Source organism: Caloranaerobacter azorensis DSM 13643 (assembly GCF_900129995.1).
Lineage (GTDB): Bacteria > Bacillota > Clostridia > Tissierellales > Thermohalobacteraceae > Caloranaerobacter > Caloranaerobacter azorensis.
Genome location: NZ_FQXO01000035.1, coordinates 1 through 22,951, shown reverse-complemented (window position 1 = coordinate 22,951; position 22,951 = coordinate 1). Strand labels below are relative to the sequence as shown.

General features: G+C 30.2%; 19 protein-coding genes and 1 pseudogene. 18 read left to right on the top strand and 2 right to left on the bottom strand.

Going from position 1 to position 22,951, the window contains the following annotated elements; all coding sequences use genetic code 11:
* Positions 1-358: 358 nt before the first annotated feature.
* The 5 genes and pseudogenes from larC to BUB51_RS07030 form a co-directional block, all read left to right on the top strand.
* Positions 359-1,471 (top strand): annotated as a pseudogene (larC, locus tag BUB51_RS07050) (nickel pincer cofactor biosynthesis protein LarC); the annotation flags it as partial.
* Complete coding sequence (larE, locus tag BUB51_RS07045; protein WP_073196576.1) at positions 1,461-2,267, top strand: ATP-dependent sacrificial sulfur transferase LarE; 807 nt, start codon at positions 1,461-1,463, stop codon at positions 2,265-2,267. The pseudogene larC and the gene larE, both read left to right, overlap by 11 nt.
* A 25-nt stretch (positions 2,268-2,292) precedes the next feature.
* Complete coding sequence (gene larB, locus BUB51_RS07040; protein ID WP_073196574.1) at positions 2,293-3,039, top strand: nickel pincer cofactor biosynthesis protein LarB; 747 nt, start codon at positions 2,293-2,295, stop codon at positions 3,037-3,039.
* A gap of 147 nt (positions 3,040-3,186) precedes the next feature.
* A complete protein-coding gene (locus BUB51_RS07035) occupies positions 3,187-4,437 on the top strand; it encodes an NAD(P)-dependent oxidoreductase (RefSeq protein WP_073196572.1) in 1,251 nt (416 codons plus the stop codon).
* Positions 4,421-4,762 (top strand): heterodisulfide reductase-related iron-sulfur binding cluster, encoded by a 342-nt coding sequence (locus tag BUB51_RS07030; protein WP_073196570.1) that lies wholly within the window; start codon positions 4,421-4,423, stop codon positions 4,760-4,762. The genes BUB51_RS07035 and BUB51_RS07030 overlap by 17 nt, the downstream gene beginning before the upstream one ends.
* On the opposite strand, the gene BUB51_RS07025 is transcribed toward BUB51_RS07030, so the two are convergent.
* Complete coding sequence (locus BUB51_RS07025) at positions 4,711-5,319, bottom strand: hypothetical protein (protein ID WP_242945563.1); 609 nt, start codon at positions 5,317-5,319, stop codon at positions 4,711-4,713. The two genes, BUB51_RS07030 and BUB51_RS07025, sit on opposite strands and share 52 nt — an antisense overlap.
* Before the next feature lie 150 nt (positions 5,320-5,469).
* Here BUB51_RS07025 and BUB51_RS07020 point away from each other — a divergent pair, with 150 nt between their 5' ends.
* From BUB51_RS07020 to BUB51_RS06960, 13 genes are all read left to right on the top strand, one after another.
* Positions 5,470-5,886: a ferritin family protein gene (locus tag BUB51_RS07020; protein ID WP_073196568.1), complete on the top strand. Its 417-nt coding sequence runs from the start codon at positions 5,470-5,472 to the stop codon at positions 5,884-5,886.
* Positions 5,887-6,091: 205 nt separating this feature from the next.
* The gene (locus BUB51_RS07015; protein ID WP_073196567.1) at positions 6,092-7,312 is read left to right on the top strand and encodes an ROK family transcriptional regulator; all 1,221 of its coding nucleotides are present in this window, start codon (positions 6,092-6,094) and stop codon (positions 7,310-7,312) included.
* Positions 7,313-7,426: 114 nt separating this feature from the next.
* Positions 7,427-10,552, top strand: a complete 3,126-nt coding sequence (ebgA, locus tag BUB51_RS07010) for a beta-galactosidase subunit alpha (RefSeq protein WP_073196565.1) — start codon at positions 7,427-7,429, stop codon at positions 10,550-10,552.
* Between the two features lie 26 nt (positions 10,553-10,578).
* Positions 10,579-12,270 carry an amylo-alpha-1,6-glucosidase gene (locus tag BUB51_RS07005; RefSeq protein WP_073196562.1) on the top strand — a complete coding sequence of 564 codons (1,692 nt, stop codon included), beginning with the start codon at positions 10,579-10,581 and terminating at the stop codon, positions 12,268-12,270.
* A gap of 30 nt (positions 12,271-12,300) precedes the next feature.
* A complete protein-coding gene (locus BUB51_RS07000; protein ID WP_242945562.1) occupies positions 12,301-12,612 on the top strand; it encodes a LysO family transporter in 312 nt (103 codons plus the stop codon).
* On the top strand, positions 12,602-13,195 hold the full coding sequence (locus tag BUB51_RS06995; RefSeq protein WP_035164224.1) for a LysO family transporter: 594 nt from the start codon (positions 12,602-12,604) through the stop codon (positions 13,193-13,195). The genes BUB51_RS07000 and BUB51_RS06995 overlap by 11 nt, the downstream gene beginning before the upstream one ends.
* Positions 13,196-13,487: 292 nt before the next feature.
* A complete protein-coding gene (locus BUB51_RS06990; protein WP_073196560.1) occupies positions 13,488-13,820 on the top strand; it encodes a helix-turn-helix domain-containing protein in 333 nt (110 codons plus the stop codon).
* 9 nt (positions 13,821-13,829) lie between these two features.
* Entirely contained in the window at positions 13,830-14,699 is an 870-nt protein-coding gene (locus tag BUB51_RS06985) for an ImmA/IrrE family metallo-endopeptidase (protein ID WP_073196558.1), read from the top strand.
* The gene (locus BUB51_RS06980) at positions 14,686-15,534 is read left to right on the top strand and encodes a hypothetical protein (RefSeq protein ID WP_073196556.1); all 849 of its coding nucleotides are present in this window, start codon (positions 14,686-14,688) and stop codon (positions 15,532-15,534) included. Before BUB51_RS06985 ends, BUB51_RS06980 begins: the two co-directional genes overlap by 14 nt.
* Before the next feature lie 120 nt (positions 15,535-15,654).
* Entirely contained in the window at positions 15,655-17,172 is a 1,518-nt protein-coding gene (locus BUB51_RS06975) for a type I restriction-modification system subunit M (protein WP_073196554.1), read from the top strand.
* 17 nt (positions 17,173-17,189) lie between these two features.
* On the top strand, positions 17,190-18,458 hold the full coding sequence (locus BUB51_RS06970; RefSeq protein WP_159430397.1) for a restriction endonuclease subunit S: 1,269 nt from the start codon (positions 17,190-17,192) through the stop codon (positions 18,456-18,458).
* Between the two features lie 163 nt (positions 18,459-18,621).
* The gene (locus BUB51_RS06965; protein WP_073196552.1) at positions 18,622-21,750 is read left to right on the top strand and encodes a type I restriction endonuclease subunit R; all 3,129 of its coding nucleotides are present in this window, start codon (positions 18,622-18,624) and stop codon (positions 21,748-21,750) included.
* Between the two features lie 13 nt (positions 21,751-21,763).
* Positions 21,764-22,477, top strand: a complete 714-nt coding sequence (locus BUB51_RS06960) for a M48 family metallopeptidase (protein WP_073196550.1) — start codon at positions 21,764-21,766, stop codon at positions 22,475-22,477.
* Between the two features lie 293 nt (positions 22,478-22,770).
* Here the strand turns inward: BUB51_RS06960 and BUB51_RS06955 are convergent.
* On the bottom strand, positions 22,771-22,951 hold a 181-nt coding region (locus BUB51_RS06955), incomplete at its 5' end, for a hypothetical protein (protein WP_423230313.1).

Sequence of the window (22,951 nt, the reverse complement as noted above, 5' to 3'; positions counted from 1 at the left end):
AATGTTAAAATTGGTATAGGATAAAAAATAATATAGTGAATTCAAAGTTTTGACCGTATATTTTTTTATAAAGTTATCGTATATAAACTTTATTGACCTTACTTCTTCAAGTGCAAGTATTGACAGTATTAGCCAGTAAAATATATTAAAGCTTCGCTTCTTAAAAATATGTCTATATTCATATAAATATTGTTTTAATGTTTGTTTTATAGAGTTTTTGGATATACTAATCATAATCAGACATCTCCTAGATTTTTTTTTAGTTATGATTAGTATTCCTAGGATTTAGATGTCTGATTTTTCTACTTTATGGAAGCTAACTCTTTATTTCTTGTAAAGTGGTGTTAATGAACTTTCAAAATTGAATTTGGATTCGGAATATGAAATAAGAATAAGAAGAGAAAATAAAAAAGGGATTGAGGGGACAAAGGTAGATGTAATTTTGAAAAATAAACATGATCATTCTCATGACCATACTCACAGCCATACGCATAGGAATCTAAAGGATATTGAAGATATAATAAATTCAAGTAGTTTAAATGAAAATGTAAAAAAATTGAGTATAGATATGTTTATAAAGATTGCACAAGCTGAAGCAAAGGTTCATGGAAAATCTTTATATGAAGTACATTTTCATGAAGTAGGAGCTGTGGATTCTATAGTAGATATTGTGGGAGCTGCAATATGTATAGACTATCTAAAAGTAGACAAGATTATGGCATCTCATGTACAAGTGGGTGGAGGTTTTGTAAACTGTGCTCATGGATTGATTCCAGTACCTGCTCCAGCAACAGTTGAAATACTAAAAGGTATCCCAATAAAGTCAGGGCTAGTACCATTTGAAACAACTACACCTACAGGTGCAGCAATTCTAGCTGTTAATGTAGATGAGTTTACAGATGAAATGAATTTTACTATAGAAAAAATTGGATATGGAATAGGGAGTAGAGACTTAAAAATACCTAATGTTTTGAGGGTTTATATAGCGAGAGAAAATGAAAAAAAAACGGAATATGATTTACATAACAAACAATATATATTAGAAACCAATATAGACGACATGAATCCAGAGATATATAGTTATATAGAGAAAAAACTTTTTGATAAAGGGGCATTGGATGTATTTAGAACACCTATAATTATGAAAAAAGGCAGAATGGCAGTAAAATTAAGTGTTTTAGTTAATGAGAAGGACATAAAAGCTATACAGGAAGTAATTTTTAGAGAGACTACTTCTATAGGAATTAGAAAATATGAGGTTGAAAAAATAATGTTAGAAAGGGATTTTTCAAAGGTTAGTACAAATTACGGAGAAGTAACAGTGAAAAATTCATATTACAAAGGAGAGAGAATCAAATCTAAACCAGAATATGAGGATTGCAGAAGACTTGCAGAAGAAAATAATGTACCTATTGGAGAGATTTATAGAGAAGTTTACAAGAAAATAGAGGGTGTTTCAAATGATAAATAATGAGAAATATTTAAAACTGATAAATTATTTAAAGGAGTTAGAGAGGGTAATTTTAGCATTTTCGGGTGGAGTAGACAGTACATTTTTACTCAAAGCCGCAAAAGAAGCTTTGAAAGATAATGTGAAAGCAGTTACAATACTTTCTCCATATATACCTAAATGGGAAGTTAAAGAGGCAAAACAGTTAGTTAGTGAATTAGGTGTTAATTATGAAATTGTAGAAGTACCTATTATTGAGGAAATTAGAAATAATCCAGAAAATAGATGTTACTTATGTAAAAAGGCTGTTTTTAGTATTATAAAATCAATCGCTGAAAAAGAAGGGTACAATCATGTAATTGATGGAACAAACTTTGATGATACAAAGGATTATAGACCTGGATTAAAAGCTTTGAAGGAATTGAATATTAAAAGCCCTCTGCTTGAATGTGAATTGACTAAAGAAGAAATAAGGCAGCTGTCTAAAGAATTAGGACTTAAGACATGGGATAAACCACCATATGCATGTCTTCTTACCAGAATACCTTATGGTAATGAGCTGAATGTAGAAGATTTTGAGAAAATAGAGAATGCAGAAAAATATTTGATGGATATTGGGATTAGGGCAGTAAGGGTGAGATGTCATAAGGATTTAGCAAGAATTGAAGTTGGAAAGAATGTAAGAAGTAAGCTATTTGATGAGAAAATTTTAGATGAAATTTCTAAACAGTTCAAAAAAATTGGGTTTAAATATGTAACATTAGATTTAGAAGGTTATAGAACTGGAAGTTTTAATGATACAATTTTTACAAAATAAAATAATCTCATAGGAGGAAAAATGTATGAACCTGCAAGACATGAAAGAATTACTCGAGAAAGTTAAAAATGGTGATATTGAAATAGAAGATGCGTTAGAAAGATTAAAAGATTTGCCTTATAAAGATTTGGTTTTTGCTAAAATTGATAATCATAGAGAAATTAGAGTAGGTTATCCAGAAGTTATATATTGTGAAGGTAAAACTGTAGAGCAGGTTAAGAGTATAGTAGAGTTTATGCTTACAAAGAATAAAAATATAATAGCTACTCGTGCTAGTGAAGAAATGTATAAAGCAGTCAAGGAGATATGTGAAGATGCTAATTATAATAAATTAGGGAGAATAATTACAATAAGAAGGACAGAGGAAAAATATACCGATAGCTATATAGCCATAGTTGCAGCAGGGACATCGGATTTGCCAGTAGTAGAAGAAGCAGCAGAGACTGCAAAGATTCTTGGAAATAGGGTGGAAAAAGTTATTGATGTAGGAGTAGCAGGAATACATAGATTATTGGCTAATCTAGATATTATAAGGGGAGCAAAAGTAATAATTGTTGTTGCTGGAATGGAAGGAGCCCTTGCTAGTGTTGTAGGTGGGCTTGTAGATAAGCCAATCATAGCCGTACCTACAAGTGTTGGTTATGGAGCAAATTTTGGTGGACTTTCTTCGCTTTTATCTATGTTAAATAGCTGTGCTAGTGGAGTGAGCGTGGTAAATATAGATAATGGATTTGGAGCGGCATATATTGCTAGTATGATTAATAAGATTTAAAGGCGAGGAGATGAGTTAATCATCTACCTCCTACTCGATTGAACAATTTAGTTAAATTAATACAGATTAAAATTTATTAAAAAAATATTTAAACTTTTTTACAAATATTATATGATGTAATAAATACTTAATTTAGGAGAGATTCTTATGGCACAACATATTATAGAAGAAGCTAAAAGATGTTTACAATGTAAAAACCCTAAATGTAGCAAGGGATGTCCAGTTAATACTCCTATAAACGAGGTAATAAAACTATTTTTAGATGGCAAAATTTCTGAAGCTGGAGAAAAGTTATTTTTGAATAATCCTCTTTCATCTATTTGTTCATTAGTATGTCCTCATGAAAAGTTTTGTGAAGGCAATTGTGTACTTTCAAATAAGGGCAATCCTATTCATTGGAGCTCTATAGAGTATTATATATCAGATTATTATTTAAATAAAATGAATATTAAACCTAATATTGATCAAAATAAAAAAATTGCAATAATAGGATCAGGGCCTGCAGGGATTACAATTGCATTTATATTAGCATCTAGGGGATATGATATCACGATATTTGAACTTCATGATAAGATAGGAGGAGTTTTAAGATATGGCATACCAGCTTTTAGGTTGCCTAAAGATATTTTAGATAGATTAGAAGAACAGTTAATCAAAATGGGTGTAAAAATAAGGCCTAATATTTTAGTAGGTCCAGTTATTACAATTGACGATCTTTTTAGAGATGGATATAAGGCTATTTTTATAGGTACTGGAGTTTGGAATCCCAAACCTTTAAGACTTAAAGGAGAAAGTCTAGGACATGTTCATTATGCTATAGATTATTTAAAGAATCCAGACGTATATAATTTAGGTAAAAAATTATGTGTAATTGGAGCAGGAAATGTAGCTATAGATGTAGCGCGAACTGCTTTAAGAAAAGGCGTTAATGAAGTTTATATAATGTATAGAAGAGGCGAAGAAGACATGCCGGCTAGCAAACGTGAGATAGAATATGCTAGATTAGATGGAGTCAAATTTGAATTTTATAAAACACCAATAGAAATAATTGATAATGAAGGGGTTAAATATTTAGAAACTAAAAAAATTGAAGAAAACGGAGAAGAAAAATTGATTGTGTTAAAAGATTCAGAAGGAATATTTAAGGCAGATTCTATTATTATTGCAACTGGGCAAGGGCCAAAGGCGAATATAGTTTCACATACCAGAGGAATAGAAATAAATAAATTCGGTTTAGTAATAACAGATGAGTGTGGAAGAACTACTAGAGAAGGTATTTTTGCATCTGGCGATGTGGTAACTGGAGCTAAAACTGTAGTTGAAGCGGTAAAATTTTCTAAGAAAGTCGCAAATGCTATAGATGAATATGTGACTAAAAAGTATGGTAGCACTAATTAATGTGCTACCTTATTCTTGTCCAACTAGACATGTAACTTCTCATCATGAAAATGTAAGGTGGATATTGAAAGAATTAGGATATAAAGTAAAAGAGATGAATAATATAAGAGAAAATACAAGATGTTGTGGAGTTGGGGGGATGATTGTATGCGTAAATCCTAAACTTCAAGAAAAAGTATTAAAAAGAAGAATAGAAGATGCAACAAGTAAGCATATAATTTCTTATTGTGGCTCATGTAGAGTATCTATGGAAATTGGTGGGCTTGATTCACTTCAGACAAAATTATTGCCAAAATTATATGGAGTTATTTGTATTACCATATAATTTTGGCAATTAAATTCATCATCAATTTGTTTTTTTAATTTTTCTAAATCTAATTCTGGTAATTTTTTGTCTGTCGATACTTCAAACATTTTTAATCCTGAATAACTATGACTTATTATTTTCCAATCATCACCATCTTTTTTTAATTCAAAAACATTTTCTCCTGAATCGATAAAAGGTGGATAAACCTGTTGTCTATCTATTTTTATTTCTAATATTACTTTAGCATGGTTATTTTTTATATCTATACTTTTATACTTAAATGATAATGGAAAACGTCTTTTTTCTACATAGCAATATTTTTTTTCATCAATGTATTTTCTACGAATAGCTAGTCTTTTTAGTGCTATTACTTTATTTTGATTCTGTATTTTACTCATATCTAAGTAAGGTGTTATATCTTTATATTTCATTTCTAAATAGGCATCATATTGAGTATTATAAAATGATTCAATTGTATTTTTAATAGCATCAGCATCTGATTTAGCTTGATAATTACAAGCAGATAAAAGCAATAGCATAACTAAAAGTTTGAAAAGTTTTTTTATTGTACTCATTATTCCACCTCCCCGTATTATCTTCTCACTCTAATTATACAAATATATTTTTCCATTTTAAATAATATTTTTCGAATATGTAATTTTGTTTTAGTAACAATATATCGTTTAATACATAGATTAAAGTAGGAAAGTAGCTGGAGGGGTTTTATGTATTATTATGGTATTACTCCTAATCAATTAATACAGGCGATGAAAGGTGAATTAGAGGCTATAGAATATTACGAAAGGCTTATTAAAATGGCACCAAATCGAGAAGAAGCAAATATAATAAGAGCATTTTATGAAGATGAGAAAAAACATTATAATAACTTCAGACGTTTATATATGATGATGACAGGAAGACCTCCAATTATACTACCAGTTAATAAGCCTAAAATAAAAAGTTATTTACAGGGGATAGAGCAGGCCATATTGGATGAGCTAAAAGCCTACGAATTTTATAGAGATATTTATTTATCTAATATAAATCCATATGTTAGAAATACATTTTTTGAAGCTTTTACTGATGAAAATGAGCATGCAGCTCATTTAAATTATATATACACAAAGAATAAGTGCAAATAAGATTAATAATGGCTATATGAAGTTTTACTTCATATAGCCGTACAGATTTATAAAACATTTAACTTTGTTTAATTAATAAAAAAACAATACAAATATACAAACTAAATATTGACAAATTATCTTTTTTAATGTATAACTACATTAGAAATCTAATTATTTTTTATCAACTTAATTTAATAACTAAATAAAGTAGGTGGAAATAAAAATGACGAAACTAAATATTGCAGATAAAAGTTTGATAAGGCAAATAAACATGTCAGCTATTTTACAGGTAATTCGAGAAAAAGAACCAATATCAAGAGCTGAAATTTCTAAACTGACGGGATTAAATCCAGCAACAGTATCAAATAATGTTTCAGATCTGATACAGATGAAAATTGTAAGAGAAATTGGTAGTGGAGAGTCTAGTGGAGGGAGAAAACCTGTTTTACTAGAACTTAATCCTAAAGCCTTTTATATAATAGGAGTCGATATGGGGACTACTAAAGTGATTACAGCAGTAACGGATATAGAAGGGAAAATAGTGAAAAAAGTCGTTATGAGATTTCCTAAAGATAGAACTGTTAAAGTAGTTATAGATATTATAAAAGATTCAATATATAAAGTTATAGAAGGCTCGAACATTGAAGTAGATAAAATTTTAGGGATTGGGATGGGAGTGCATGGTTTGGTTGATTGTGATAAGGGCATATCGATATATGCCCCGGCTTTTGATTGGCACAATATTGATATTAAGAAGATATTTGAGGATGAGTTTTCTGTACCGGTAAATATAGATAATGATGCAAGAGTTATGGCATTAGGAGAAAAGTGGTTTGGAAGAGCTAAAAATGCATTAGATTTTGTTTGTTTGAATATTGGTACTGCTATTGGTTCAGGAATCTATTTAAATGGAGAATTATATCGAGGTTCGAGTTTTGGAGCGGGAGAGATTGGTCATATTAATATTGTTAATAGAGGACCAAGGTGTAATTGTGGGAATTATGGATGTTTAGAAGTGATGGCATCTGGACCTGCTATAGTTGATAGATTTATAGAAAGAATAAACTGTGGCGAAAAATCAAAAGTAATCGATTTTGTGGACGGAAATCTATCTGATATAACTGGTGAAATTATCTTTAAAGCAGCCATTGAAGGAGATGAACTTTCAAAGACAATATTAAACGAAACTGGAAGATATATTGGACTTGCCGTATCAGTTATTATAAACTTGTTAAATCCCGAAATGATACTTATAGGAGGAGGAGTATCGAAAGCTGGTGAATTTATTTTCGATGCAATCAAAGATACAGTCTTTCAGAAATCTATGAAACATAATGTTGAAAATACATATATAGGGCCAACTGGATTAGGTGAAGATTGTGGAGTTATTGGGGCAGCTACTCTAATATTAAAAGATATCTTTAAGGCTCCTAAACTATATTAATATTTGGTAATAAAGCTAATTAGATATATCAGACTGTTGACAAACTTATATTTTACTTTGTCAACAAGCTCATATATAGAAATTTGTAAGAAATAGATAAAAGGGGGAGTTGGTATGTATAAAAAAGAGAATCGAAATGATTGGGAAAATAATAAAGTTTTACATAGGAACAGATTGGACAGCAGAAGTTACTTTGTTTACTATTCAGATATTGACTCTGCCTTAACTTATGAAAGAGGCAGTTCAAAATGGTTTCAACTATTAAATGGAGTTTGGAAATTTTATTATGCAAGCAGTCCAAAAGATGTTCCATCTGATTTTTATAAAAATGATTTTGATTTTAGTAGTTGGGATGATATAAAAGTTCCGGGGCATTGGCAGCTTCAAGGCTTTGGAAAACCGCACTATACTGACCTTTACTATCCTTTTCCAATAGATCCACCAAATGTACCGTCAGAAAACCCAACAGGCTTATACAAAAGAGAGTTTTATATTCCAGAGGAATGGCAGAATCTCCAAGTTATCATCAGATTTGAAGGAGTTGATAGTACATTTCACCTCTGGGTAAATGGAGAAGAAGTAGGATACAGTCAAGGAAGCAGACTTCCATCTGAATTTGATATTACATCTTATATAAAGAAAGGAAAGAACAATTTATCTGTGAAGGTATATCAGTGGAGTGATGGAAGCTATCTTGAAGATCAAGATATGTGGTGGTTAAGTGGAATTTTCAGAGATGTATCATTAATAGCTAGACCATTAGTTTGTTTAAAAGATTACTTTATAGTAACAGATTTGGATGAAAACTATGAAAATGGTATCCTAAAGATAAGAACTGATTGGGAAAATAATTCATCTAGCATAGTTGAAAAGCATAAAGTAGAGTTTATTCTATTAGATGCTGAACAAAATAGACAGATGAGTATAAGTAGAACTGTTGAATTAAATTTAAAGTTAAAAGAGAAAAAATCATTAAATATACAAATCCCAGTACAAAATCCAGAAAAATGGTCAGCTGAAAATCCATATTTATATAGTATGCTTATAGTACATAAAAATGAGAACGATGAAATTATACAGGTAGTTTCAAGTAAAGTTGGATTTAGAAAAATTGAGCTGAAAGATGGAAATTTTTTAATCAATGGAAAGGCTGTTTTACTAAAGGGTGTGAATAGGCATGACCATCATCCTGAATTAGGTAGAGCTGTTCCATTAGAGTGGATGAGAGAAGATATTATTTTGATGAAACAGCATAACATAAATGCTGTACGTACAGCACATTATCCAAATGACCCGCGTTTTTACGATTTATGCGATGAATACGGTTTGTATGTAATAGATGAAGCCGATTTAGAATGTCATGGTTTTGAGTTAATAGGAGATATTAATTGTTTAAGTGATGATCCTAATTGGCAGGATGCATATGTAGATAGAATGGAGCGAATGGTGAATAGAGACAAAAATCATCCGTGTATAATCATGTGGTCATTAGGAAATGAGTCGGGTTTTGGCTGTAATCATGAGGCTATGGCTAAAATCTGCAGAGAAATTGATCAAACAAGATTAATACATTATGAAGGAGATATAGAAGCGAAAGTGAGCGATGTCTACAGTACTATGTATTCATCTGTGGAAAGGCTAAAAGAGCTTGGCAGTAGAATCGAACTTGATAAGCCTCATATTCTCTGTGAATATGCGCATGCAATGGGGAATGGTCCCGGAGGACTAACAGAGTATGTTGATACATTTTATAAGTATAAGAGATTACAAGGCGGTTTTGTTTGGGAATGGATGGATCATGGAATCAGACAATTTGACGAAAAAGGCAGGGAATACTTTGCTTATGGTGGAGATTTTGGAGATTTTCCCAACAATTCAAATTTCGTGATAGATGGTCTTGTATATCCTAACCATAAGCCTTCACCGGGACTTTTGGAATATAAAAAGGTTATCGAACCAGTGAAGGTAATAGATGTAGATTTAATGAAGGGCAAAGTTGAAATAGTGAACTTATATGATTTTATTTCATTAGATCATCTGCATTTTTCGTGGGATATTACAGGTGATGGTAAGGTATTACAGAGTGGAACTTTGAAAATGCCATTTATAAAGCCTGGAGAATCAGGGATAATAACTATCCCTTATGATTTGGATAAAATTGTTCCATCTGAAGATTATTTATTGAATATATATTTTACTTTGGCTTATGATACAAAATGGGCTGAAAAAGGACATGTTGTAGCTTGGGAGCAGTTTATCCTTCCAGTTCAGAAAAAATTGAAGATTTCTAGAAAAACGGTATGTATGCCGCCTTTAACCTATGAAAATAACGATAAGACAGTCAATATTAAAGGATATAACTTTGAAATATCTTTTAATAAAATATACGGATTAATTGATGAATTGAAATATGAAGGTTTTAAATTAATCAGTAGAGGACCAAGGCTAAGTTTTTGGCGTGCACCGATTGATAATGATATGTATTTAGTGGAGGATTGGAAGAAGAATTATTTAGATAGACTTCAGCATAGAATCGAAGATGTAGTAATTGAAGTTATTAATAGTGGTTTAATTGAAATAACAAGTTTGATTACTATTGCGCCACCTGTATTGAATTGGAGTATAAAATGCAGATGTAAATACAAGTTTTATGGAGAAGGAAGTATTATCCTTGAAATAGAAGGTTTTCCTAAAGGGAAGCTCCCTGATATTTTACCAAGAATAGGAGTTAATATGAAACTAGCTAAAGAATTTAATCATGTTTCTTGGTACGGACGAGGACCGGGAGAAAACTATTGCGACAGTAAAAAAGCTAGCAAGATTGGACTTTATAAAAATGTAGTTGAGAATTTGTATACGCCTTATGTATACCCTCAGGAGAATGGAAATAGAACAGATGTAAAATGGCTGTCTATTACAGAGCAGAGAGGCATAGGACTATTTATTTCTGGTAGACCAAGTCTGGAGTTCAGTGCTCATAGGTTTGAAGTAGAGGATTTAGAGAATGCAAAGCATATTAGTGATTTAAGATATAGGGATTATATAATTTTAAATTTAGATTATAAGCAGCTTGGGCTAGGAAGTGGCAGTTGTGGTCCTAAACAACTTTTGCAGTATAGAGTTGTACCAGAAGATTTTAAATTCAGCTTAATATTTAAGCCATTTTCGCTAGATAGTAGTTCTCCTATACAGATAAGTAAAGAAATAGGGAATATATGGGGAGATGATTTTAAATTTTAATGTAACGATTATAGGGAGTGGGGATTATGGAATTTGATGTAAAATTCATACCTTTCAGCAGATATGGTTCATATTTAGTTTTTTCGCATATTTCAGGGTCAGATAAAATAAAAGAAGGTCTATACTTGAGAAGTATTCATGGCGGAGACGACGATATGAAGATTATATTTCGTTTAGAACTTATTAAAGAAGGAGAGGCTATTCCATTTCAAGAGATTGCTTCTCCAACGCTCTTAAGGTTGGAATCCGTACATGGATATGCTGAAATATGTATTTGTGAACCGGATATAGTTAGAGTAAAAGGAAAAGGCGTAGGATTAAGGCTTACTATGGATTGTAAGGCCTATGATTATGCTATTTCAGTAGATGACAGGCGTTGGGAGATTAATAATGCAAGTAACGAAATAAAATTTATGCTTACTTCAATTAAGGGGAGATTATCAGTAAATGCACCATGGAGGATAAATAGAAGTGAATGCATAATAGCTGATTTTACACCAAACGATAATGATGAGTTTGAATGTGCAATTGAGGAGTTTGTAGTAAATTGGAAGAAAAACAGCTATGAAGAGAGTTTTGAAAGCTGTCATAGCAAGGTAGAAAAGGAATATATGAGCTGGCTTAATAATACATTAGAAACAGGTGAAAAATACAAGAATGCTAGAGAACTTGCTTCTTATATAACTTGGTCTTGTGTAGTCAGTCCGAAAGGTAAAATTACCAGACCGGCTATGTATATGTCAAAGAATTGGATGACAAATATTTGGAGTTGGGATAACTGTTTTAATGCAATGGCTTTGGCCAAAAACAATCCAAAATTAGCATGGGATCAGATTATGATATTTGTTGATAATCAAGATGAAAGCGGAACATTTCCTGATTTCATTAATGATAAATTTGCTTTATGGAATTTTTGTAAGCCGCCTATTCAGGGATGGGTTTTGAAGTGGATTATGGAAAGAACTGACTTTATAAAGAAACAGCATGTAGAGGAGATATATAAGCCTCTAGTAAAATGGACAGAATGGTGGTTTAAATATAGGGATAGTGATAATGATGGGATTTTGCAGTATAATCATGGAAACGATTCAGGATGGGATAACAGTACCGTTTTCCATGAAGGTGTACCTGTTGAAAGTCCAGATCTTACATCGTTTTTGATTATACAGATGGAACTATTATCAGAGTTTGCATTGATTTTGAACAAAACTGAAGAACATAAGAAATGGAAAGAAAAGGCGAATATTACTTTAGACAAGCTATTAAAACACAGCTGGGATGGGAAAAGATTTGTTGCGTTCAAATCAGGAACTCATAAACGTATTAATTCTGATAGCCTTTTACTATTTATACCAATAATTTTAGGCAATAGATTACCTAATAATATCATTAAAAGTTTAGTAGATGGACTGAAGGACAATAGAAGATTTTTGACAGAATATGGACTTGCTACTGAAAGTATTAGTAGTGATTATTACATACCTAATGGATATTGGCGGGGGCCTATATGGGCTCCATCTACAATGATTATAGTTGACAGTCTTAAAAAGATAGGTGAAAAACAATTTGCCAAAGAAATCGCACAAAGATATTGCAGTATGATATTAAAAAACGGTATGGCTGAGAATTTTAATGCATTAACTGGAGAAGGGTTATGTGATACTGCTTTCACTTGGACTTCCAGTGTGTTTTTAATTCTTGCCAACGAGTATTGTTAAACTTTAATATCGTCAGAAGGAGCGTATCGTATGGGAATAAGATTGCTTTTATATTTAGCTATTTTAATATTAGGAGCATTAGTCGGTTATAAGCAGTTGGGCAGCAGTAAAGTAGATTGTAACTTGAGCAAAATACAAAGTATAAGTTTATTGTTTTTATTATTTGTAATGGGTGTGAAAATGGGACTTGATGATAGAGTCATTTCATCATTTTTAGAATTAGGCTTTCAAGCTATAATAATTTCAGCGTTTTCAATATTTTTCAGTGTACTGTTGGTTAAATCTGTTAAAGGATATATTACAAAAGATAGTAAAAAGGGGAGGCAGAAAAATGACTCGTAAAATAATATTAGCAGTAGCCATCGGTATAGGTGTAGGATATTTTATACCATCTGGCTATATCCTTCCTTATACTGATATTATTATAGATATTGGACTTTGTTTTCTTTTATTTTTTGTTGGTATGGATATAGGTAAAAATAAAGAAGTATTGAACAAAATCAGAAGAATAGGTTTCAGAATACTTCTTATCCCTATTATGATAATTATTGGTAGTATTGGCGGAAGTATTTTTGCTGGATATCTGTTAGGACTTCCGTTAAATGAATCTGGAGCTGTAGGGGCAGGGCTTGGATGGTATTCTTTATCTGCAATGATACTTGCAAACTATTCGGCAAAACTGAGTGCTTTAGCTTTTATATCCAATGTTACTAGAGAGATTATAGCATTAACCACTATCCCTTTTATAGCTAAATACATTGGAGACCTTGAGAGTGTCGCTCCTGCTGGTGCAACGTCCATGGACACTTCATTGCCGGTAATATCGAATGCTACAAATCCCCAGACGACTATAATTGCATTTATCAATGGAGTAATCCTTTCAATAGCCGTACCATTTCTAGTATCGTTTATGATAAAAATTTAGGAGTTATATATAATACAAATGATTATGGATAAATAATTTTTTAATTTTTAGATAAAACAAGATTAAATGAAAGAGTAAACAAAATACCTGTAAAAGATATTAAAATACAAGAATAAAAATAGTGATATTATAAGGAGTTATTTAGGTTTTTATGTCAAGATAAAAATGATTTTGAATAGTATGTGAGATAATTTGAATAAAAATTACAAAATAGAAATTATTAATAGAAATTTTTAAAGGATTATTGCTAAAAAAGAAATAATAACATATACTAGTGTTAGGAGGGATTATTATGAATACGATTGGAGAAAGGGTTAGAAAATTAAGAGAATCTAAAGGGTTAAATGCAAAAGAGCTTTGTTCTTTGCTTAATATTAACCCTTCAACTTATAGCAAATTAGAAAACGACAAAAAATCAATTGATGTTGAGGAGCTTCGAAAGCTAACAAGTTTTTATAACGTGTCTGCAGACTATATTTTAGGTATTAATAAAGTCCAAGAGGATATTGTTATGTATATGAAAAGAGATAAGAAATTAGATAGTAATGATATTGAAGAAATTCAAATGATATTGTCAATGATGGATGAAGCAATAGCACTAAAAAACATGAGAGAACGGATTTAGGAGGGTTTTATGCTATCACTAAAAGAGATAGAAAAAATTGAAAAACGGGCTCTTGAGCAGCGCAGGATACATGACTTAGGTGATGAATCTCCAATTGGACTAAAAATATTTAGTTATATAGAAAAAATTTATGATTCATATATATTACTTTATCCGTTAAAAACGAGAAAAATTGCTGGATTTACAAGAAAGCAAGGAGAGGTAATTCAGATTTTTGTGAATACAAGTTTTAGTTTGAGTTTTCAGGTGTTTGCTACTGCACATGAACTATATCATTTGATTGATTTAAAGGAAAAAAGTGTAGATAAGTTTATAGTTTGCAATGATCAAGATATTTCTGAAAGTATTGATGATACAGGTTTAAATATTGAAGAAATTAAGGCAAATTATTTTGCGGCTGCATTTTTAATGCCAAGAAGTGTAATCGAGGATAGATTTAGTAATTTTAAAAGAAAAAAGTATTTGGAAGAAGATCTTGTTCTTAAAATTATTGAACTCCAGTTTGAATATGAGATTCCTTATAAAACAATCTTAAAAAGACTTAAAGAATTAAGAATAATAGGAAACAAAGAATTTGAAAAACTTAAGAGCTATGACGAACAAATTTTAGAATACTGCAAAATGCTGGATGCTGAAATGTGTAAGCATATTAATGAACTTGAACATTCCAATAGAAGAAAATATCATTCTTTAAATGTACCAAAGATTGCTTATGATATATATCGTAATAATATCATTACAATTAGCAAATTAGAAAGTATAATAAAAAAATACGATAAGACGCTTGATGATTTTAGAGTTGTAAAACCAGAAATAAAGCCAATAGATATTGATTTTTCAAGTTTTGGGGCAGGAGATGATGAATATGATGAAGATTAGTGAGCCTGTCCTTTTTGATGCTAATATTCTGATAAATTTTAAGGGGCAACTAAAATTCTTGTTTCGTTTTTTTGAAAATATAATAATACATAAAAAAGTTTATGATGAAGTTATTGGACAAACTATAAAAGATGAGTTGATATCTGTGTCAGATGTTTTTAATATTACTTATGTGGAGGATAATTTTCCTACTGATGAAATAGGAAAGAAATTATTTGAAGAATGTGACAAAGAACTTAAAGATTCTTTTAATATAGAAGATTTAAAAGATCTTGGTGAATACAAAACTTTATTATATGCCAAATTTAACAATGTCTTTATTTTTTTTTCACAAGATACAACTGTATGGAGATTTATTACTGAATCAAAGTATTTTAAAGGTTTAAAATGTATTACAGTGCAAGATTTTGCCTATCTATTATTTTTAAATGCTAAAAATAAAAGTGATAGAAAAATTGCTAGAAGTCTTTATAAGGTTTTTGCTAGAGATGAACACCCTTTTGAATATTTTAGAATATATATGGAGCGAAATAATAATGATATACCAAGATTCATAGAATTTGAAAATAATAGGATACAAAATTTTGCACAATTGGTTCAAGGTTATATAGACTATTATATTGATGCAGAATATTATAATAGTAAAGAGATAGAATATGAAATTTGCAACTTAGCAAGTAAGAATATTGGGAATTGCTTAAGTTGTCTTTATTCAAGAATTGATAAAAATAATGTAGATTATTCAATAAGAAAATGTTTATTTGATTATTCATTAAATGATGAGCAATGTTCTCGAGTTCGAGAGGAGTTTACTATGAGAATTAGGAATAGGTAATAACGGCTATATGAAGTTTTATTTCATATAGTCGTATTTTTATGTTATTGTTCTTTGATTATGATATAATTTTTTATAGTAAAAAAATATAGATATAGATGATGTAGAGGAGTGGACTATATGGAGAAATTGACGCTTCAAAAATTAGAATCAACTTTATGGGCTGCTGCTGATATATTAAGAGGAGAACTTAATGCAGCAGAATATAAAGATTACATATTTGGGCTTTTGTTTTTAAAAAGAATGAATGACCAATTTGAAGTTGAAAGAGAAAAAAAGAGACAAGAATTTTTGTCGCAGGGAATGGATGAGGAAGAAGTAAACATAATACTAGAAGAACCAACAATATATGAAACTTTTTTTGTACCTAAAAGAGCAAGATGGAAAGAATTAAAAAATTTAAATCTTAATATTGGTCCTGAACTAGACAAGGCGTTTAAAGCAATAGAAGATGAGCCTAAAAATTCTGAACTTATAGGTGTACTAACAACAGCAAATTACAATGATAAGGAAAGAGTTCCTGACAAAAAGTTATCACAATTACTATTATTGTTTGACAGTATAAATCTTTCTAATGATAATTTAGAAAATGAAGATGTACTTGGAAATGCTTACGAATATTTAATTAAAAAGTTTGCTGATGAAGGTGGAAAAAAAGGTGGAGAATTTTATACTCCTAAAGAAGTTGTAAAGGTACTTGTAAATATAGTTAAACCACAAGAAGGAGATAGGATTTACGACCCAACAGTAGGAAGTGGGGGTATGCTCATACATTCAATTCAATATATAAAACAGCATGGCGGCAATCCTAAAAATATTTCATTATTTGGACAAGAAATAAATCTTTCAACATGGGCTATTTGTAAAATGAATATGTTATTTCATGGAGCAAGAGGAGCAGATATTAAAAAAGGTGATACAATAAGAAATCCAAGACATACCGAAGGAGGAGTTTTAAAGACATTTGATAAGGTACTTGCAAATCCACCATTTTCACTAAAAAATTGGGGTTACGAAGAAGCTCAAGCAGATCCATATCATAGATTTGTGTATGGAATACCACCAAAAAGTTATGGAGATTTAGCATTTGTATGTCATATGATAGCGAGTTTAAATGCTAAAGGTAAAATGGGTACAGTAGTACCTCATGGAGTTTTATTTAGAGGAGGAGCAGAAGGAAAGATAAGAAAAGGAATAATAAAGGACGATTTAATAGAAGCAGTTATAGGATTACCTCCAAATTTATTTTATGGTACAGGTATTCCAGCAGCACTTTTGATAATTAATAAAAACAAACCAGTTGAAAGAAAAGGAAAAATATTATTTATTGATGCAAGTAAAGGATTTATAAAGGATGGGAACAAAAATAAATTAAGAGATGAAGATATAGAAAAGATAACTTTGGTCTATGATGAATTTAAAGACGTAGATAAATATGCTTCAGTAGTAACTTTAGAAACAATAAAAGAAAATGATTACAACCTAAATATAAGTAGATATGTAGATACAACTGAACCAGAGCCTGAAGTAGATATACCTCAAGTAATTAGGGAGATAAGAGAACTAAAGGAAAAGTCTAAAGAAACGGAAAACAGACTAAATGAATATTTAAAAGAACTTGGATTTGAGGAAGTTTAAGAAAGCAGGTGATGAAGTTGAGAGATGGAAAAAGAGTAATTGGCAGTGAACAATTGACAATGGACAATAAAAAGAAATATAAAAAGACGGAAATAGGAGAAATACCTGTTGAGTGGGAGGTAAAAGCAATAGTGGAAGTGGCAGAAGTAGTAAGTGGTGGTACACCTGATACAAATCGAAAAGAATTTTGGGAAGATGCATATATTCCGTGGGCTACTCCTACAGACATAACATTTAATGGAAAATATATTGCTCACACAGAAAAAAATATTACTGAAGAAGGGTTAAAAAGTTCATCTGCTAACTTACTACCGATAGGAAGTATATTGATGACTAGTAGGGCTACAATAGGAGAGAAATGTATTAATACAGTTCCAATGGCTACTAATCAAGGTTTTAAATCACTTATTTGTAAAGAGAATTTATTTAATGAATTTATGTATTACTTAATAGATGTAATAAAACCTAAGTTTGTAAGACTTGCAAGTGGAAGTACTTTTCTTGAACTATCAAAGAAGGAAGTTGAAAATTTTAAAATCCCAGTACCATCACTCAAAGAACAACAAAAAATCGCCGCTATTCTTTCAACAGTAGACGAATATATTGAACAAACAGATGTATTAATCGAAAAGACAAAAGAACTTAAAAAAGGACTAATGCAAAAACTTCTAACTAAAGGGATTGGACATACTGAATTTAAAAAGACGGAAATAGGAGAGATACCGAAGGAGTGGGAGGTAATACCACTATTTGATACAGGAGAATACATAAATGGAAGAGCATTCAAACCTTCTGAATGGACTGATAGAGGTGTACCTATAATAAGAATTCAAAATTTAAATGATAAAAGTGCAACATATAATTATTGTAATTTGGAAATAGATGAGAAATATCATGTATATAAAGGTGATTTGCTTTTTGCATGGTCAGGTTCGATAGGATTACATAGATGGAATGGAGAGAAAGCGTATTTAAATCAGCATATTTATAAAGTTATTCCAAATAAAAATATAATTAAAGACTATTTATATTATCAGTTATCTAGGCAAATTGAAATTCTACTTGAATTATCACATGGATCAACAATGAAACATATAACAAGAAAAAATCTAAAATTAGTGAAAGTTGCAATACCTAATATTGAAGAACAACAAAAAATAGCTTCTATCTTATCAGAAGTAGATAATCAAATAGAGTATTACGAAAACAAAAAAGAAAAACTTCAAAACCTTAAAAAAGGACTTATGCAAAAACTTCTTACTGGAAAAATTAGAGTAAAAATATAATTTTAAATTTTCAATTTTTGTAATCCATAGGAAATTATAAACTGCTTTGATTTGTGGATAATTTTGAATATAATTTCCGTAATGGATTTCAACAAAATCTATCTTAATTTATTTAAATCGAAGATTTTGTTTATTTTCAATTTTCTAACGAGGGGGAAATAGCATGCCGCATCTAGGGAATGAGGAAACTTTAGTTGAATTACCTGCCATAGAATACTTAAAAGAAAAATTAGGCTATGAGTTTGTTGATGGACAGTTTTTAACCCCTGAATATGATGAAAGGGATTCAATGACAGAGGTTATATTAAAGAAAAGGTTAGAAAAAGCATTAAGAAGAATTAATCCATGGATGAATGATACAAATATATCTAAAGCAGTAAGATATTTAACTAGGCCTGAAAATTTGGGGGTAAATTTATACGAAATAAATGAAAAGATTTATAATGCAATAGTTAATTTATCTTTTTCATTAGAACAAGATTTAGATGGTAGTGGTCAGAAAAAATACCACACAGTAAAATTTATTGACTGGGATAATATTGACAACAATGAGTTTTTAGTTACTAGACAATTTAAAATACATGGCCCAAATGAAAATATAAAACCCGATATAATTATATTTATAAACGGTATACCTGTAGTAGTTTTAGAATGCAAATCCCCATTTCTTGAAAAAAGTAAAAACGAAAACATGGGAAAATATGAAGCCTTTAATCAACTTAGAAGATACATGAATGCCAGAGGTTCAGATATAGTAGAAGGAGCAGAAAGATTATTTTATACAAACTTTATTACGGGTATTTTAAATAAATACCATGGATATTTAGGTACAATCAGTTCTACATATCAATTTTATCAAGAATGGAAAGATCCATATCCATTCAAGATTAAAGATATTGAAGGGGTAGAAGATAACGGACAAAACATATTCTTACAAGGTATATTAGAAAAGAATAATCTATTAGATATAATGAGGAATTTTATATTATTTGATGGTGGAATTAAAAAAGTCTGCAGATATCAGCAGTTTAGAGCAGTAAATAAAGCACTAAAAAGACTCATTGAAGGAAAAGATTCCTTAAGTCGTGGTGGAGTAATATGGCATACTCAAGGTTCTGGTAAATCATTAACAATGGTATTTCTAGCAAGAAAAATAAGAAGGATTAAAGAACTTTCTGATGCAACTATAGTAGTTGTAACAGATAGGGTAGATTTAGACAAACAGATTTACAATACATTTGTAAGAACATTGTCTAGCATTACTACTCCAGTTCGAGCAGATAGTGTGTCAAAACTAAAAGAGTTATTAAGTCTTGCACAACCACAAATAATAATGACTACAATTCATAAATTCCAAAGCGAAAAAGAAGAAAAAGAAGTATTAAAAGATGAAAAACAGAAAAAAGGGCTATTCTTTGAAAAAGAGTTCCCTGTACTTACTACAAAAACGAATGTAATAGTTCTTACTGACGAAGCACATCGTAGTCAGTACAAGACAATGGCAAAGAATATGAGAAATGCACTTCCAAATGCAGCATTTATAGGATTTACAGGAACACCGATAGATAAAAAAGATAAATCAACCGTTAAAACATTCGGTTCATATATAGATAAATATGGTATAAAAGAAGCAGTAGCAGATGGAGCAACAGTTAAGATTGTATATGAAGGCAGAAAACCAGAACTTCAAATAAAAGCAGATACATTAGAAGAACTTTTCAATATTGCGTTTGCAGAAAAGAGTGAAGAAGAAAAAGAATCCATAAAACAAAAATATGCAAATAAAAGAGCAATAGTTGAAGCAGATGAAAGAATAGATGATATAGCAAAGGACATTCTTACCCATTACAAAGAGCATATATATCCAAATGGATTTAAGGCTCAAGTAGTATGTATATCAAGAGATGCATGCGTAAAATATTATAATGCTTTAAATAAATATATGGAAGAAATCATAGGAGAAAAATTAGAAGTAAAGATTATTTTTTCAGGAAGCCCAAATGATGAACCACATCTTAAAAAACATTTTACTACAAAAGCCCAGCAGGACAAGATAATAAAAAGATTCTTGCAGCCAATAGAAAAGGATAAACTTTGCTTTTTAATTGTTAAAGACATGCTACTAACAGGATTTGATGCTCCAATTGAGCAAGTAATGTATCTTGATAGACCACTAAAAGAACACAATTTACTTCAAGCAATTGCAAGAGTAAATAGAACATGTGGGGATAGCAAAAAATGTGGTTATGTAGTAGATTACTTTGGAATTTCAAATCACTTAGAAGAAGCACTTTCTATCTTTGACAAAGAAGAATTAGGAGAGCCAATGGAATCAATAGATGCAGTATATAAACAGATGTTATCTTATAGAGAAGCCGTTATGAACATGTTTAAAGGTGTAGATAAAAATGATTTGGATGCTTTAGTTAAAAGAATAGAACCAGAAGATAAAAGAGCAGAATTTGAACTTGCATATAAAAGGTTTGCAAGTGCAATGGAACAGTTACTACCAACACATGTAAAGGCAGAAAATATAAACGACTTAAAGTGGTTATCTTACATTAGAGCAGCAGCAAAAGCGAGATTTGAACCTCAAAATAAATTAGATATTGCAGGATGTGGTGGGAAAGTAAGAGAAATTATTTCTCAGCACTTAAAATCTAAAGGAGTACATCAGTGGATTGAACCTATTACACTATTTGATTCGGATTTTGATAAAAAAGTAAACAGCCTAAAATCAGATGAAGCCATTGCATCTAGTATGGAACATGCAATAAGAAATATTATACATATAAAGATGGATGATAACCCTGTATATTATACTTCTTTACTAGAAAAACTTCAAAAGATACTTGATGAAACAGAAAATAATTGGATAGAGAGAAAGAAAAAATTAAAGGAATTTATTAAAAATGATATCCAAAAAGGAGAACTAAAAGAGGCCGAAGGTTTGGGACTTACTAAAGAAGAATATGCATTTTTTCAAACAGTCAAAAAACATCTTAAAGAAGATAATGAAAATAATGCAGTAGTGAAGGAAAAAGGAGTAGAATATATTTCAAATGATATAATTGAACTATCCAAAAGTATTGCTAAAGATGTATCTGAAATAGTAAAGAAAAATTATGTAATAGATTGGACGACAAATCAAGCAAAAACTTCGGATATTGAGAGAGCAATTTATTTAATGCTTACAACAAAGTATTTTAAGAAGATTAATATAGAAGTTAGAAAGCAATTAGTCAAGCCACTACTTAACCTTGCAAAAAAACATTATGCAGTATTAGATTAAAAGGAAGATGACTATGAGATTATCATTTAATTATGGAAGTAAAAATATAGAATTTGATGTGATATTCAGAAAAAGAAAGACTATGGAAATTAGTATAGAGCCGCCGGATATCGTAAAAGTTGTGGCTCCATTTAACACACCAAAAGAAATTATTATTCAAAAAGTTAAGAGTAAAGCATCTTGGATAGTTCAGAAACTATTTGAGTTTAAAGATATTGAATACAGAAAAATTAAAAGAGAATTTGTAAATGGCGAGTCTTTTATGTATCTAGGGAGAAATTATACACTTCAAATTATTTTAGATGAAAATGTAAAAAAGCCAGAAGTAAAATTATATCAAGGAAGATTTTATATAACGTCATTTACAAAAGAAGAAAAGGTACTTCAAAAGGCAATGGAAAAGTGGTATCGTAAAAAGGCTTTAGAAAAAATACTTGAGCGTATTAAATATTATCAACCTTATTTTCCCGTAAAGCCGAAAAATGTAAAAGTGAAGGAACAGAAAAAGAGATGGGGAAGTTGTTCTTCTGATAGAAATCTTTTATTTAATTGGAGATGTGTAATGGCGCCTTCAAATGTATTAGACTATATAGTAGTTCATGAAATGTGCCATATGGTTCATATGAATCATTCGAAACAGTTTTGGAATTTACTTGAATCTATTATGCCAGATTATAAGAAACGAAGAGAATGGCTTAAAAATTATGGTATTAGGATGGATTTGTAAATAAAAATAAAAAAAGAGTACAGTATATATGATTACTGTAAAAAAAGAAAAATTATTTATTTTTGGGGGGATAATGTTGAAAAAGATGAATAAGGGGAAAAATTCAACTTGTAAGTATATAACTCAGAGATTTCGCATCAAATTTCCAGTAAAAAATTTGTTTTTACTAAAATTTTATTTTTTAACATTTACTTGAATAACTGGGAAACCTGTAGACCGATAGGTCTTAAAAATAGTTACACCTCCCCCTACCCCAAGAAATTTTAATAATCAATTTCCAGTTTTATTTTAAATTATGTTTTTTCAAATATTGGATTTATCCAATCAGCTTCTATAGTAAATCTTTCATCTCTTATATCTTCAATAATATCTATCTGCAACATTCTTTTCTTTCTAAATCCTCTAATACACCTAAAGAAATATAATTGCATAAGATTAAATGCTATTATTATAAACATTAGTACAGTCTCTACG

What these genes read in the sequence shown, in the direction of transcription:
- BUB51_RS07005 (WP_073196562.1), top strand. Translation starts at nt 10,579, where the DNA reads ATGGAATTTGATGTAAAATTCATACCTTTCAGCAGATATGGTTCATAT.
- BUB51_RS07025 (WP_242945563.1), bottom strand. Translation starts at nt 5,319, where the DNA reads ATGAGTACAATAAAAAAACTTTTCAAACTTTTAGTTATGCTATTGCTT.
- BUB51_RS06965 (WP_073196552.1), top strand. Translation starts at nt 18,622, where the DNA reads ATGCCGCATCTAGGGAATGAGGAAACTTTAGTTGAATTACCTGCCATA.
- larE (WP_073196576.1), top strand. Translation starts at nt 1,461, where the DNA reads ATGATAAATAATGAGAAATATTTAAAACTGATAAATTATTTAAAGGAG.
- BUB51_RS07015 (WP_073196567.1), top strand. Translation starts at nt 6,092, where the DNA reads ATGACGAAACTAAATATTGCAGATAAAAGTTTGATAAGGCAAATAAAC.
- BUB51_RS06995 (WP_035164224.1), top strand. Translation starts at nt 12,602, where the DNA reads ATGACTCGTAAAATAATATTAGCAGTAGCCATCGGTATAGGTGTAGGA.
- BUB51_RS06975 (WP_073196554.1), top strand. Translation starts at nt 15,655, where the DNA reads ATGGAGAAATTGACGCTTCAAAAATTAGAATCAACTTTATGGGCTGCT.
- larB (WP_073196574.1), top strand. Translation starts at nt 2,293, where the DNA reads ATGAACCTGCAAGACATGAAAGAATTACTCGAGAAAGTTAAAAATGGT.
- BUB51_RS06960 (WP_073196550.1), top strand. Translation starts at nt 21,764, where the DNA reads ATGAGATTATCATTTAATTATGGAAGTAAAAATATAGAATTTGATGTG.
- BUB51_RS06985 (WP_073196558.1), top strand. Translation starts at nt 13,830, where the DNA reads ATGCTATCACTAAAAGAGATAGAAAAAATTGAAAAACGGGCTCTTGAG.
- ebgA (WP_073196565.1), top strand. Translation starts at nt 7,427, where the DNA reads ATGTATAAAAAAGAGAATCGAAATGATTGGGAAAATAATAAAGTTTTA.
- BUB51_RS07020 (WP_073196568.1), top strand. Translation starts at nt 5,470, where the DNA reads ATGTATTATTATGGTATTACTCCTAATCAATTAATACAGGCGATGAAA.
- BUB51_RS07000 (WP_242945562.1), top strand. Translation starts at nt 12,301, where the DNA reads ATGGGAATAAGATTGCTTTTATATTTAGCTATTTTAATATTAGGAGCA.
- BUB51_RS07035 (WP_073196572.1), top strand. Translation starts at nt 3,187, where the DNA reads ATGGCACAACATATTATAGAAGAAGCTAAAAGATGTTTACAATGTAAA.
- BUB51_RS06990 (WP_073196560.1), top strand. Translation starts at nt 13,488, where the DNA reads ATGAATACGATTGGAGAAAGGGTTAGAAAATTAAGAGAATCTAAAGGG.
- BUB51_RS07030 (WP_073196570.1), top strand. Translation starts at nt 4,421, where the DNA reads ATGGTAGCACTAATTAATGTGCTACCTTATTCTTGTCCAACTAGACAT.
- BUB51_RS06980 (WP_073196556.1), top strand. Translation starts at nt 14,686, where the DNA reads ATGATGAAGATTAGTGAGCCTGTCCTTTTTGATGCTAATATTCTGATA.